Here is a 13,714-nt window from a genome sequence, read left to right as displayed (position 1 = left end):
GAACACCTTGCTGCAAAATCATATCGAGATCTTTATAGCTGGATTGGATTATCAGGAAATTCTCCATCTAATCTGCGCCACGCTAGCGCTTGAGTCGTTCTAGCAGGAAAAACTCCTGCTAAATTAGCGTTTATTTGAAGATTGGCCGAAATTCGAATATATTAGCAGGGGAATTTCCAGTTAGGAGTCTCAGAATAACGAAGTTTGAAGCAATTTACAGGAGTTTTTCCTGTTAACATTAACATTCTCTCGAAAACATCAATAAAGCAATCGAACGACTTCATTTGCCGTAACGATGCTTAATGGCTGCGCCTCAAGTCTGTTATGCTTCCAATTGTGCTCGAACATAACCAGAAGCGCTTGATTCTGTAGGAACGCCTTATTTAGCATAGACAGCAAATGTATCGTAGGCTCACTGAGATATGGGATGTCAGAAAGGGGAAGCAGCTTGCCTTGTTCATCTAACAGCACAAAGGAAGTTTCTGTCTTCATGATCTTGGCAAATTGCAGCAATACGACAGGGCGCTTGTCCGAAAGTGGATTTTTAATCTGATTCTTCACTTGTTTAATGACTTCAGGGAATGATTTGTGAGCTGAAGCAAGGATCTTTTGAAAATCCTGTAAGTCGGCTTCGCGGAACGTCGCTTCCTCCCAGCGCACCCTTGTGTTAAGCTCCCCTGGGTATTGCGCAAGTTCTTTCGCTTCGACAACTTGAAATACGGAATCGTCTTCACGTATGTATTTCGCTGCACGGAATGGACGATACGTTCGTGTGAAATGGATCTGTCCATTTTGTAGTTCCGACCAATATCCTTCATCTATGAACTCGCCCCTTGCCTGATCCGTATAGGATCGGAACGACAACTGCATGAGTTCCGAGGACTCGCTGCGAACACGACCATACTCCCTCAGTTCTGCGATTTGCCAGGCATGCCCAATCCATTCTTCCAATGTTGATTCCGTATCCATAGGATGATCTGGATTTTCCAATCTACTGTTGAGGTAGTCCCTGCTTTTCTTGATCAACGCTTGCAATGTAGTGAGCTGTTCAATAACGTTGGTATACACGGTTTCCCGATCTTCCTCCTCGCGGAACGGCAGCATCCATTCACGAAGGGCCGTTTGGATCCCCGGGATATAATAGTTACCAAGCTGTTTGGCTTGCTCTTCAGCAGTTTTCAGCGACTTTTTGTCCAGACTTCCGAGCCCTGACTGAACAAGCTGCAGAATAAGCTTCTCAGCAATACTGATGCCCTCAAGCTGTGCAGCTATTTTCTTCATTAATGCTGACTTGTTCGTCTTGCGCTTAACAACTGGAGTATCTGGGTTGGATGCTTCTTTCTTCTTCTCTTCCCGCTTCTCCGCCTTTTCCCTTTTATCCGCAATATCTTGTGGAACAGGTGCAGTGATGAACGTCTTGCCTGATGTAAAGGCATACATCAAACCGAGATTGTGTTTGCACGGAAACTGACGGCTCGGGCATGAGCAGCGGAATACGGGATTCCCCTCTTTCGCCACATCGACCGAACACCGATACGGGTCCTTTCCGCTTCCTTTGCACTCCCCAAAAATGATCGTCCCATCTTCCGACTGACAGAGCAGCGGAAAACTATTTTTCTTCACCAAATCCTTGCCATTCTTGATGGCACTGCTGTTAAGCGCTAAACTGTCTACATACGATTCCGTTAAATAATTCATCTAGTACTCCTCATAACTTGGTTATACAAACAGTTTCCACACTGTTCCTAATTTTCCTTTTTCATGGGTATGGAATTTCCGTCGCGAATAGAACGAAGAAATAGAAAAACTAGAAAAACAAAAAAAGAGCTGCTTAATGCAGCTCCTTCTTGTGCAGGGTGCGGTATTCATTTGGTGTGATGCCTTCCACTTTCTTGAATACTCTTAGAAATGTAGTACGACTGTGGATCCCGACATTCTCGGCAATTTCGTTAACGCGCAGTTCCGTTTGTACCAGCATTTCCTTCGCTTTTTCAATACGTACCTGATTGATATAGTCTGTTAAATATTCATCTTTTTTATCTTTAAACACCCTGGATACATACTTGACGGAAACGCCCATCTCTTCGGCAATTTGTTCGAGCCCGAGATCCTGCGTGTAATGATCATGGATATATTGTTCAATCAACGATACGAGATTGCCCGACTTTGAGCCGCCTCTCTGGGCTTTCGTCATTTCGATGATTCGCGTGAAAAATTCACAAATCGTAGGCTCCAGCTCTTTCGTGCCGAAAAACGACTCTTCGAACGCACTGCCGCTATAGGGGAGCTCCCGCTCCATATTCAGTTGTGCGGCATTTTGCCCTCTTTCCGCTAAAAACCGGACACCAGTCACGTACATTTCCTTATACAGCTGAAGTGTATGCTCATAAGAAATACTGCGCTGCTCATTGCTTTCTACGATTCCCGCAACGACATCCCGCACGGCCTGCACATCGCCGAGCTTTAAGTAGTTTACTATTTTTTGCTCGTCGTGGAGCGAATACCTATAGCTGTTCTCAATCGACATTTGGTTGGAATCGACAATTTGAAATCGCTGATCTTTATTGCGCTTGCTGACCGCCGTCATCGCCTCGTTATAGGAAGCTCCAATATCATTTGCATTCGCATAAAATGTGCCAATCCCAATCGTAATATCATAATACATACGAATATCGTACTCAAAAATATTAAGCATGCGTAGGAAAGCGGGATGCAGCAGCTCCGTCTCCTGCGGACCATCCATATTAATTAAGCATACAAACATATTTTGCCGGTGATCCAATACGTAGCACGGAATTTGACTGCCTAGCAGATTCCATACAATCTTTTTTATGCCGTTTATAATAAAGATTCGTTCCGTATCCTGAATATCATCATAAAAGGCAGCCTTGAAATCAAAAAACACGGTGCAGCATATAAATCCGGAACGGGTGAAGCCGAAACCTGCCTTCAATGTTTCGCGTAAAATTTCTTCTTGGTTGATCGTATGTCCTTTTAACAAAAACAGCAGCGAATACTCCACATACTCGTGAGTCTGCTTATCATATTTCACTTTATAAAGCTGGTGGCTGTCGGACATCCGATTGATTCCCTGTTGTATGAGCTCGAACTCGTCGGCCGCTGCACTGACCTCATGCTCTCCGTTCACGGTCACGTTTTTCTGGGCAATAATGTCCCGGATATTACGGATCGGATTGTAAATGCGCAGGCTGAACACGAACGAAAATGCGATTCCCATGACCATCAGCACCAAGCACAGCAGCAGCGTCATTTGCAAAATACCGACCGTATAATGATTGAATTCATCAAGAGGCGTGAACGAATAGTAATTCCATCCGTACAAATCGGATTTCACATAGGCCACTAGGTAACGTTTACCACCGACCTCCAACTTATTCGAAGTGCTGTTTTCATCAAAAGAAGCTTTTAAGTTTTGCGCGGTTAACGTATCGTTCAAGTACCCTTTGGCATCGTACATAAGCTCCTGGTTGCCGTCGAAGACGACAAAGCTGGTTGAACCAAACACGGCTCCCCCCTTCAATGTCCTTTCTATGGTATCCACGGCGATATTGACGACCATAACAGCACTGTGGTTGCGGATCCGGTTGCTCATCACGATGGGGATCACTTGTTTGACGTTCACTTTTTCCTGAATGACTTGCGAAACCGGAAGCAGCTCCACGCTTTTATTCGAGCTCATCTTGCTCATCCAGTAGCTGGCGTCATATTTTTCATACTTGTATATGTTGCTAAAAAAGGATTCGAAATAATTGACGCCGCCGCTGACATAAACGTCCTGGTTATCGATATAAACGAACATCGAATCGGCAAAATGGCTGACGATGTTCTCGTTGCGCTGCAAAATGCGCGGCAATCGCCACAGCTCGGATTTGACCTCCAAGCTTTGCGCATTTTTGGGCATGAGCAGCGTCTGTACCGTATCATCATACAAAAAGCTGACGCTGGTTTCCTGTGCCGTTTTGATATAGGAATCCACCGCATTGGCCGAAGATTTCAGGTTCGTCGAAATACGCTGGTTAAACTCATTTTTCATGATGCTGACGGAATACCAATATTCAGAAACGCCGATAATAATAATCGGGATTAAAAGAGACAGGAAATAGCATAAAATAGTTAGGAACAGCCGGTTCTGCTTGCCTTGCATGCCGCTAAGTTGCTTAAGCCCTGGTATTTTCACTGCTTTCCCGCCCTCTTTCCGCCTCCGATGTTACGACAATAAGTTACGCTTCTTTCGACCTGATTATTTTTATTTGCTCCATTAAACCGTACGGCTGCACGATATAATCAGGAGTGAAGTCCTTACCCGTTGTACGGAAGGAGCTCCAGTCCGTAGTCGCGGTCCGTCCGCGCGCTTCATGAAACGGGCCGAACATATTGCGCGGACTGCCCATCACTTCTATTTCCAATTTGTTGGGGCCGTCGTTCAAGTATGGGGTCAGATCGATACCGTCCGCCGCTTTCCATGGCACATGTCCTGCTGTTAGGCCGTTGACCCGGATTTCTATTGTCACCGCCGAGCAATCTCCGAGCAGCAGCAACGCTTTTCTATTCGCCTCATGCTGATGATGATAATCCGCGTAATAAATGATGCTGCCGTTGTAGTGATAGTAACCCTGCAGACACCAGTCTCCTGTGTGAAGCGTGTCCGGCTCGGCCGTTATGCATCGCGCCGCGCTCACTCCGAAATCGCCTGTGATGTAGCAATCTTCCATTTCCATCGCTTGATTGTAGGCGCATGACAATTCTAATTCATTGATCCCTTGGCGGATCCCGGTTAGCAGCACTCGGTCCATGGAACGGTCCACGAACCATCCGTCGGCTGCAGAGGTCACCGATTGTCCGTTCAGGCTAATCCTGAACAGACGTGCGCCCTCAATGACAAGGTGCACAAGGGCAGCCGGCGCTTCCATGACCTGAAAGATCAGCTTCCAACTAACTGGTGTGCCATCCTGCGGATGAGCCTCATGAATCCACTTGTAACGCTGGGTAATCCCATTATAATACACCTGGCGCATGCCCAGCTTTTCTCGAATTTCACGCTGGGCCACCCAAATTTCCTTCTCTTCCGACCAGTCCGCATCCCCTATACGGTAAGCACACAGGTCCAATGTCAGCACATTGGGCATCGTTCGGCTGAACTGGAACACAGGTCCAATGGCCGCGTACAAATCATCGTCAGTCAGAGGCGCCGGCGGTTTGAAGTTGGAAGGCTCGTTCGCGATGCTGTCAGGCTGTTCCGGAATGATGACATACAGTTTGGAATCCGTCGGACCAAATCGAGCATAAAAGCGCAACTCGCCGGCCTCGGTCCAGGAAGGAACCTGTTCAATGCTGCCGGTTAGCGCGTTCCATTCTTCAACGCGGCCTGCCGCCTTTGTTTGAATACAAACATCAAACGCTTGATGCCTGTCATTATTTACGATAAATAAGGTATGTCCGTCACCGGTTTCTTTCAACAAATACAGCAATTCAGGCACCTCCGCCGCATAGCGGTTTTGAATGCTGACGGCTCTTGGCTGCAGTTGTTCAAGAGCTGCGATTAACCGGCCAGGCTTATCGACGACCGTTACTCCCGGATGGGCGTAGAGCCTTGCCGGTTCCCCCGACATTCTGCCCTCGATCATTGTCGCAGCGGGCAGAATAGCAATTACTCGGCCTCCGGCTTCCAGGAAAGCCAAGAGCAGGTCGAGTGTACTCCGCAGCATGGTGCGGACCGGAGGGATAACGACGGTCTGATAGCCCGCCAGATGGACGAACAGCTTACGGTCTTGAACCCGGCCGGCTTCGGCCATAATCGTCTCATCCCCGAGATCGAAATCGTAATGCGCTCCGAGCAGCACGCGCAGCAGATCATTAAATTCATCCCCGTAAAGGTCAATACTGGGAATATCCCGGTCCAAACCGCGTCTTGCGGCCCCGTACGGATCCGTGCCAAGCATCGACCAAGCGGATGAGGACGGGTGTAGGACGAGCATGTCCCTGACTGGCGTGCCTTCGGTAATGACCGCACCGATCCGGGCAAAATAGTCCTCAATAATACGGTTATATTTCCACCAAGAAGTCTGGTAATTGAAAACGGGCGGATAATCCCTTTTGCGGCAGCCTTTCATTGAATATAACGCAAGATGCTGCGATCTTACATTCACGCCAAGCACATACTGCCAATCACCCATCCATTTTTGCCCTTCAAATGTAAATTCCCAGCCGGTACACCCATACGTTTCAGAAATAACGAATTTCCTGCCATACTGGTTCGCCACACTCGTACATTGCTTTACCGTCATATACTCATCCGTCTGCTCGCAGAGCATATCAATGCCAGGCACATGCTGGTAACGGTAATGAGGCATCACGGCTCCACCCACTCTTGTCGCTACGCCCAAGGCGCTTTCCCACAAATAGTGCCCGGTAAAAGCCAGGCCGTTCTCTTCGCACCAATCCCCTAATTGTTTGGTATAGGACTCGCAAAATTTGTCCGATACGGTACGCCAGAAATCATGTCGGACCATCGGTGATAGGCTGCCGTTAAAATAAAGATAAGGAAGTACATCCAGAATATCATAACCACGCTTCTCTGAGAAATAATCGGGCAGCGAGTACGTCCACGGCACCCAGCCGCGGCCGGCTGTAAATGCGCAGTTGCGGTCATGGACGCCCGGCTCATCCGTGAAAATGCCAGTGATGGTACGTCCAAATTGGTCGCCCACTTCCGCTTTGTATACTTCGTAAGTAGCGTTGATGAACTGACGGACCGTATCCGCATTCATGCTGTCTGGCGGTGCTTCATCGTTAAACCATTCACTTGGGGCGGAAACCTCGATACGGAAGACGAGAAGCACTTCCTCGCCAGTAAACAAAGGAGAACGCGCCGATGCTGCAGAGTCCGCTTGGGCTGCTGCTGTCGATGAAACTGCACTTGAATCGACGGCAGCCAATTCTGACGAGGCTTCCATCGTTCCCAATGAAAGCCTCTCACAGCTGTGAACTTCATTCCCCTCGATGACCGCTTTAAACACGGCAGCCACCCGGCCGTCGTCCTCAAATGAGCCATTCCCGCGTACAACTTCTATCGTCAAACCTTTGGATCGGTATTCGTCACCATGGGCCTGTACGCTGCCGCCTGCAGAGCCAGACGGCCAACGGTCTTCATCGTACAGCCATGCCTGCATGCCAAGCTCTTCTGCTTTTGCAACCGATTCTTTTACGGCATCCATCCAAGCTTCACTTAAGTAAGGCGTCTCCAAACCGTCCCGGGAATGCATGAAAAAGCCGCCCATTCCTTGCTCTTTCATATCTTCAATCTGACGACGCAGCTCTTCCTTCTTCAAATCGTCATTCCATGCCCAAAATGGAACGGCCCGGTAAGCAGCAGGGGGCTGCTCAAATTGCTTCTTCAGTTGCGATGGCCATGTCATAACGAACCTCCTCTTTGATTCCATTGAAACATTGACTGAAGTCCAGGCTGCCGCTGTTTGGAATGCGATACCTATGCATTAAGCCATTTCGACTTCAAGACTCCAGCATACAATCCGTTCCCGCTTCCATGTGTACGTCACATTGATACGGTTCCCTCGGGCGATGACCGCCGGATACGAGTACTCTCCCGGCTCAATGGGAATCGTGAACGAACGGTATTCTGCCTCCAGAACCATGAATTCTTCCCAATACTCTCCGTTGTCTTTGGAAACGCTTAACAGAAGAGGCATGCGCGGCCCTTTATACATGCCGACCGGATTGTAAGCCAGTACGAGCGTCCCGTCATCCATTTTAGCCAAGTCGAACCCGCTGTTGTTGTTTGGCAGATACGTTCTATAGGCCGGCGACCATGTTCTTCCCGAATTGGACGAATCGCTGCGGTATATAAATCCTGCCGTGCTCCGCATGAGCATATGCACATGACCCGGCTTCGATTCCCAAAGTGTCGGCTGAATGAGCCCTTTGCCCCGCACCAGCTGCATGTCTCCCCTTGATCCCATCTGCTCCTCATTCCCATGGTTGACCGGCACCAGCTCGCTGCGTGACCAAGTTACGCCTTGATCATTAGAAATATCGGCAAAACAATCCCAAACATCACCTTCGATCGATGCAGGGGCTAACCATGTGCCGTCCTTCAGGACGATCAGCTTGTTCTTGACCGGCCCTCTACCGCCTATGTCTCCCGGCAACCAGATCGACAGGCTGGCTCCATGTCGCACCGTCATCATCCGATATAACTACCCTTGTATACCATTTCGGAATCGGGGACCCGACTTTATAGTGAAGCACAATTTGGCCGTTGTCTTTGCGGAACAGCACCGGATTCCAATGAACGAGCCCTTCTTCGTCGGCAACCTTGTACGGCTTCGACCAGTCGCCATTCGTTCTCTTGGAGCACCAGATAGCGACATCCGGGTTGCCTTCCTTGCTTCCGGCAAAATACGCTGCCAGCAGATCCCCGTTAGGGAATTCAATAACCGTCGAAGCGTGGCAGCTGTTGAATGGACGGTCTTCCTCGAACACAAATTGTTTGATTTGCTTGATCAGCTTCATTGCTTCTCACTCCTCTACAATGGGTACTTCTCTCTATATTGGCGGGTTAACGCAAACAGCTGCTCGACCTCGCGCCGGTTCGAATAGGTCATTTGCCGGTGGTCTTTGGTCCTTGTATGCAGCCCGACCGGCAGTCCTTCCAGACTTAAATAATATTTCGCATTGACCGGATAAAACTGGCTTTCGATGACGGAGGACATGCCCAGAAAATCCTGCAGCTTCTCCGCTTGTTCCTGCCGTTCCATATAATGGCGAGTTAGCCAGACGTACAGATCCGGATGAAAGTTGCCCATAATGCCACTATATCCTTGTATGCCTAAGTGCAGAGTTTCCAGCAATGTTGCTGTATTGGCGTTATATATATTTAAGCCTCCACCACGCACGGCATTCAGCTTTTGTTGAATGTGTTCGGTATGACAGCACGTATCTTTTAAAAAGGTGAATCGGCCGGTAGACTCGCACCATGCTAATAATTCCGGCGAGATTAGCCGCTTGTGAGGATAAGGACATTCATAAATGCCAAAAGGAATATCCGGTACAGCACCCAGCAGCGTTTCCGCATTGCGTTTCCATACATCTTCGGATTCATTCTGCTGAGCCAGCCTGTTACTGACCAGCACAACCGCCTGTACACCGGCTGCCGCTATCGCTTGCAGCTCAATAATTTGGTTTTCGATCGAATCTGAAATGTGTCCAGAAGCTATAACCTGGACGCGTCCCTGTGCTTTTTCCACGACAAAACGGGCAATATCCTCGCGCTCCTCAAGTGTTAAAAAAAACATTTCACTCGACTGGCAGACTGCAAAAAGTCCGGCAACCCCATGCCCAATATACCACTCGATCATTTGCTCCAACGCCTTGTAATCCACTTGATTCGAGTCGGTGAAAGGAGTCACCATAGTAGGCCAAACGCCTTTGGCGATCGGTTGAATATGCATGTGCTTATGCCACCTCCGTTTTAGGCTCCGCTTATTTTTTCTGAGACAATCTTGCCAATGCGCCATTGTAAATTTTTTCTAACTCGGTACCGCCCGTATCACGAGTTTTTTTCATAATAGCGTCGTATTCGTCGATTTTCTTAACGCCCATAATAAACTTATCGTATTCCTGCTCCAACATCGTGTTAAGCGGTGCCAAAATTTCCTTCACGCGGGCAGTTTCTTCTTTCGTAAGCGGCGGATCGATGTATGGATCGTGGTATGCTTTATCTGCTGCGACCGTTTTCCAGTATGTCTCATGCTCCGCACTCCAGCTGCCTGTCAACTTTTCAACCTGCACTTGCGGATCCATATTGGCGAACCAAGGCGTGAAGCTCAGTTTACCGGAGCCAAGATCCGAGTACATGGCATAGAAAGCGGTCGGCTGGCCGTCTTTAAACTTCATGACATAATCGGATTTCAGCTGTGGTTGGCCTTTATCATCCAATGTATGGTGAACGCCTTCTACGCCGTAGCTCATCAGGTTGGACGCTTTCTCCGTGTACATCCAGTCGATCAGTTTAATAAGCGTTTCCGGATCTTTCGCTTTCGAGCTGATCGCGTACATTTTATCCGTCAGTGTCGTTGCATAATATTCCGCTCTCGCTTTCCCGCTTGCGTTAGCCGGGATCGGAATGATCTGGAAATTGCCGTCCGGAACCGCTTTCTGCAGCTGCTTAGTATAATCCAGGGCGAAACCGCTGTTATCAAAGAAGAAGAATGACTTGCCGCTGGTCAGCTTTTCGGTCCATTGCTGCTGAGTAGCCACCGCGTAATCCTTATCCAGCACACCCGATGTAAATGCTTTATTGAAAAATGCAAGTACCTCTTTAAATTGTGCTGTAGCAGGACCGTACACATATTGTCCGCCGCCCACATCTTTGTCAAAGTAAATACCGGTACCTGAGCCCACGCCTGAGCCTAACGGATAAGCCATCGTTTTAAACAGTTGGTGGATAGGTCCGCTTCCTTTGCGAACAGAGAAAGGCGTCGAGTCCGGATAAATCTTCTTCAGCTCTGCAAGCACGGTCAACAGCTCATCGAATGTTTTCGGTGTCGGCAGGTTGTGCTTTTTCAGCAGGTCCGTACGAATAACCGGGCCAAAACCGTTCTTCAACTCATTGCGGCCGACTGCCGGGAATCCATACAGTTCACCGTCAGCCGTCAGCTTCGACATGTCCGGATTCTGATCCCAAAATTTCTTGAAATTCGGCATTAGCCCCTTATTCATGTATTGAAGCAGTGGAACAAATACGCCGGTTGAAGCAAAATTATTGACATCCGACATATTGATCTCAATAATATCAGGCAGGTTGTTGGTCGCTAATAGCGTTTTCTTTTTATCGTTATAATTACTGTTCGGAACATTTTCGAACTTTAATTTTATATTCGTCTGTCTAAAAATTTCCTGTTGTACGAGCGCGAAGTTTTTGACCGGCTGGTTCGGATGCTCCGGGAAGGTTACTTTCACTTCCCGTTCTTTCTCTGAAATTTTGCCTGACCCTGCAGCTATGGCCGGTGTGTTCGTGGTATCGGATTTTGCGGATGGCGCAGCTTCATTCCCGCTGGTACAAGCGGCTAAACCGGATGCAACCATAACAGTACATAGCGATAATGATAACCTTCTTACCCATGTTTTTTTCATGCAAAAACCTCCCTTTGAGTATAGATCATGTTACACATACCTATTTAAGTATTCACTGAGTTCCTGCAGATAAGCTGGCATCATCATCGATGCTCGGGCATCCCCCCTTTCTTTTGCTTCATGGTTACCCCTTCAACGCGCCGATCATCGCGCCTTTAACAAAATACTTTTGCAAATACGGGTAGACGACCAAAATTGGCAGTATGGTTATAATAATGACCGCAAACTTGTAATTGGCCGCAACGACCCGGAAGTTCGATGAAGCACTGCCTATATCTGCAGTCTGGTCGGCAAATTCGCCGGCAATGACGATATTTCGAAGCAGCACCTGAACCGGAAACTTATCACTGTCATTCAAGTAAATCAACGCCGGAAAAAAACTGTTCCAATGATGAACCGAGTAAAACAGCACCATCGTAGCCATAACCGGCAGCGACAATGGAATAATGATTTTGAACAGCACCTGGATTTCATTAGCCCCGTCCAAGTAAGCGGATTCCTGCAGTGCCATCGGAATGCCTTCGAAATACGTTTTCATAATAATCATATTGAACGTGCTGATAGCTGGAGGAAGCACAAGTGCCCACATCGTATCGACTAGCCCGAGCTTTTGTACCACCAGATACGTCGGAATCAGTCCCCCGCTAATAAACATCGTTAACGCGACCATAAAAATAAAAATGCCTCGGCCGTAAAAATCTTTTCTGGATAGCGGGTAGGCGCAAAGCGCCGTCATGATGACATTGATCGTGGTGCCTACTGTGGTATAAAGCAGCGTGTTGCCGTAAGTCCGCCATATATCCGGATTACTTAGAACAATCTTATACGCATCGAACGTAATATCCATCGGTACCCATTTGATCAGGCCTCTTGTTACCAAATTACCGTCGCTGATCGATACGATAAGGATATAATAGATGGGATACAAGGTGGCAAACACCAGTAACAGAAGGAACAGTATATTGAAATTGTCAAAAATTTTCGAGCCGATCGACGTATGTTTGTTCATATCTACCTCCCCTTTCGTCTACCACAAGCCGGTTTCACTGATTTTTTTGGAAAGACGGTTAGCCGTTATAAGCAAAATCAACCCAACAACCGCTTGGAACAGTTCAACAGCGGTAGCATAACTGAAATCGCTGCCCAGCAAACCTCTCCGGTAGACATAAGTGGAGATGACATCCGCAGTTTCATAAGTCGATCCGTTATAAAGCAAAATGACTTTTTCATAACCGATAGCCATTAGCCTGCCGACATTGAGAATCAGCATAATGGATATCGTTGGCGCAATTCCCGGCAGCGTAATATTCAGCAGCTGCTTCCAGCGATTGGCACCGTCGATATTAGCGGCATCATATAATTCCTCGTCCACTGAAGTCAGTGCGGCCAAGTAAATAATCGAACCCCAGCCGATGCTCTGCCAAATGCCCGAGGAGATAAAAATCGTACGGAACCATTCCGGCTTCATCAGGAAGTGAATCGGCGTACCTCCAAACCACGCAACGATCTGGTTAATCAGGCCGTCCGTAGTCAGGAAGTTGACGAGCATCCCGCACACCACAACGGTAGATATAAAATGAGGCAGGTAGCTGACGCTTTGCGCGAATTTTTTCAATCGCTGGCTTTTTAATTCGTTCAACAGCAGAGCCAAAATGATCGGGGCCGGAAACGCCCAAAACAGTTCATATACATTAATCAGCAGCGTATTACGTACCAGCTTCCAGAAGTACGGGTCGATCAAAAACTTTTTAAAGTGAACGAAGCCCACCCAAGGACTGGCCGTGATGCCTTTAACAATGTTGTAATCCTTGAATGCAATGATGATTCCGTATATCGGCCAATAATGAAACAATACATAGTAGCAAAAGGGCAAGAAAAAAATCATATACAAGTATCGGCTTCGTTTCATATTACGCAGGACAGGATGAGTCTTCATTCGTGAAACGCCAACCTCCTGCTGAACATTTGACTGATGGATAGGAATCCCTCCCAGATGTCTAGAGTTACGTATCGATTTCTCCAATACTTTCAGTACTTGGTAACCGCTTCCGTGATTTTCATTATAGGGAATGGTTTTCACTCTTGAAAGAACCGATGCAGAATTCCATGATGCACTTTTCGCACAAAACAGGCCGTGATTCAAATTTCCCAGAAGGTGCAAATATCGCACGAAAGGCTGAAATCGCAGGCGGGGCGCTGGTTTATATCGCCATACAATGGAAGAAGAGGGGCTAATCGCCCCTCCTCCGTTAGATGTTGATACTATTATGATAAGCCCTAAAGTCTGCGCTCAACATTTTCGTTTTAAAAAATTGCCCCTCAAACAGTCTCCATCGTGAGGTCATAGTTGGAACCCGTTATTCGCGATTGGCCTGTATTTAGGTAAGGCTGTGGGTTATCAAGATGACCTGCCGGAAGCGACCTCGTTGCCCCTTTGCGATGGACAAAATAGGACTGCCCTTCATGCTCTTCCTCCCACGCATAGTTATGCATAAGATCGTACAAGGTGGTCATTTCAAACTTCGACCCGAACTGTTCCTCT

9 protein-coding genes and 1 pseudogene are annotated in these 13,714 nt (G+C 47.8%); all 10 read right to left on the bottom strand.

The window, feature by feature from the left end; all coding sequences use genetic code 11:
* Nucleotides 1-258 precede the first annotated feature (258 nt).
* Nucleotides 259-1,698 (bottom strand): SWIM zinc finger family protein, encoded by a 1,440-nt coding sequence (locus QFZ80_RS03580; protein ID WP_307557308.1) that lies wholly within the window; start codon nt 1,696-1,698, stop codon nt 259-261.
* Between the two features lie 133 nt (nt 1,699-1,831).
* The gene (locus QFZ80_RS03575) at nt 1,832-4,198 is read right to left on the bottom strand and encodes a helix-turn-helix domain-containing protein (protein ID WP_307557306.1); all 2,367 of its coding nucleotides are present in this window, start codon (nt 4,196-4,198) and stop codon (nt 1,832-1,834) included.
* A 43-nt stretch (nt 4,199-4,241) separates the two neighbouring features.
* Nucleotides 4,242-7,436: a glycosyl hydrolase gene (locus tag QFZ80_RS03570; RefSeq protein ID WP_307557304.1), complete on the bottom strand. Its 3,195-nt coding sequence runs from the start codon at nt 7,434-7,436 to the stop codon at nt 4,242-4,244.
* A gap of 78 nt (nt 7,437-7,514) precedes the next feature.
* Nucleotides 7,515-8,225: an exo-alpha-sialidase gene (locus QFZ80_RS03565; RefSeq protein WP_307557302.1), complete on the bottom strand. Its 711-nt coding sequence runs from the start codon at nt 8,223-8,225 to the stop codon at nt 7,515-7,517.
* Complete coding sequence (locus tag QFZ80_RS03560) at nt 8,164-8,550, bottom strand: exo-alpha-sialidase (protein WP_307557300.1); 387 nt, start codon at nt 8,548-8,550, stop codon at nt 8,164-8,166. The genes QFZ80_RS03565 and QFZ80_RS03560 overlap by 62 nt, the downstream gene beginning before the upstream one ends.
* 14 nt (nt 8,551-8,564) lie before the next feature.
* Nucleotides 8,565-9,488: a dihydrodipicolinate synthase family protein gene (locus tag QFZ80_RS03555; RefSeq protein WP_307557298.1), complete on the bottom strand. Its 924-nt coding sequence runs from the start codon at nt 9,486-9,488 to the stop codon at nt 8,565-8,567.
* 31 nt (nt 9,489-9,519) lie between these two features.
* Nucleotides 9,520-11,172 (bottom strand): extracellular solute-binding protein, encoded by a 1,653-nt coding sequence (locus tag QFZ80_RS03550; protein ID WP_307548780.1) that lies wholly within the window; start codon nt 11,170-11,172, stop codon nt 9,520-9,522.
* 124 nt (nt 11,173-11,296) lie between these two features.
* Complete coding sequence (locus QFZ80_RS03545) at nt 11,297-12,181, bottom strand: carbohydrate ABC transporter permease (protein WP_307548782.1); 885 nt, start codon at nt 12,179-12,181, stop codon at nt 11,297-11,299.
* Nucleotides 12,182-12,199: 18 nt separating this feature from the next.
* The gene (locus tag QFZ80_RS03540; protein ID WP_307548783.1) at nt 12,200-13,108 is read right to left on the bottom strand and encodes an ABC transporter permease; all 909 of its coding nucleotides are present in this window, start codon (nt 13,106-13,108) and stop codon (nt 12,200-12,202) included.
* A gap of 383 nt (nt 13,109-13,491) precedes the next feature.
* Nucleotides 13,492-13,713 (bottom strand): annotated as a pseudogene (locus tag QFZ80_RS03535) (RtcB family protein); the annotation flags it as partial.
* Nucleotide 13,714 lies beyond the last annotated feature (1 nt).

The organism is Paenibacillus sp. V4I7, assembly GCF_030817275.1.
Taxonomy (GTDB): Bacteria; Bacillota; Bacilli; order Paenibacillales; family NBRC-103111; genus Paenibacillus_E.
The sequence above is the reverse complement of the archived record's forward strand: the minus strand, read 5'-3'. Positions and strand labels throughout refer to the sequence as shown.

What these genes read in the sequence shown, in the direction of transcription:
- QFZ80_RS03540 (WP_307548783.1), bottom strand. Translation starts at nt 13,108, where the DNA reads ATGAAGACTCATCCTGTCCTGCGTAATATGAAACGAAGCCGATACTTG.
- QFZ80_RS03570 (WP_307557304.1), bottom strand. Translation starts at nt 7,436, where the DNA reads ATGACATGGCCATCGCAACTGAAGAAGCAATTTGAGCAGCCCCCTGCT.
- QFZ80_RS03550 (WP_307548780.1), bottom strand. Translation starts at nt 11,172, where the DNA reads ATGAAAAAAACATGGGTAAGAAGGTTATCATTATCGCTATGTACTGTT.
- QFZ80_RS03545 (WP_307548782.1), bottom strand. Translation starts at nt 12,181, where the DNA reads ATGAACAAACATACGTCGATCGGCTCGAAAATTTTTGACAATTTCAAT.
- QFZ80_RS03580 (WP_307557308.1), bottom strand. Translation starts at nt 1,698, where the DNA reads ATGAATTATTTAACGGAATCGTATGTAGACAGTTTAGCGCTTAACAGC.
- QFZ80_RS03560 (WP_307557300.1), bottom strand. Translation starts at nt 8,550, where the DNA reads ATGAAGCTGATCAAGCAAATCAAACAATTTGTGTTCGAGGAAGACCGT.
- QFZ80_RS03565 (WP_307557302.1), bottom strand. Translation starts at nt 8,225, where the DNA reads ATGATGACGGTGCGACATGGAGCCAGCCTGTCGATCTGGTTGCCGGGA.
- QFZ80_RS03555 (WP_307557298.1), bottom strand. Translation starts at nt 9,488, where the DNA reads ATGCATATTCAACCGATCGCCAAAGGCGTTTGGCCTACTATGGTGACT.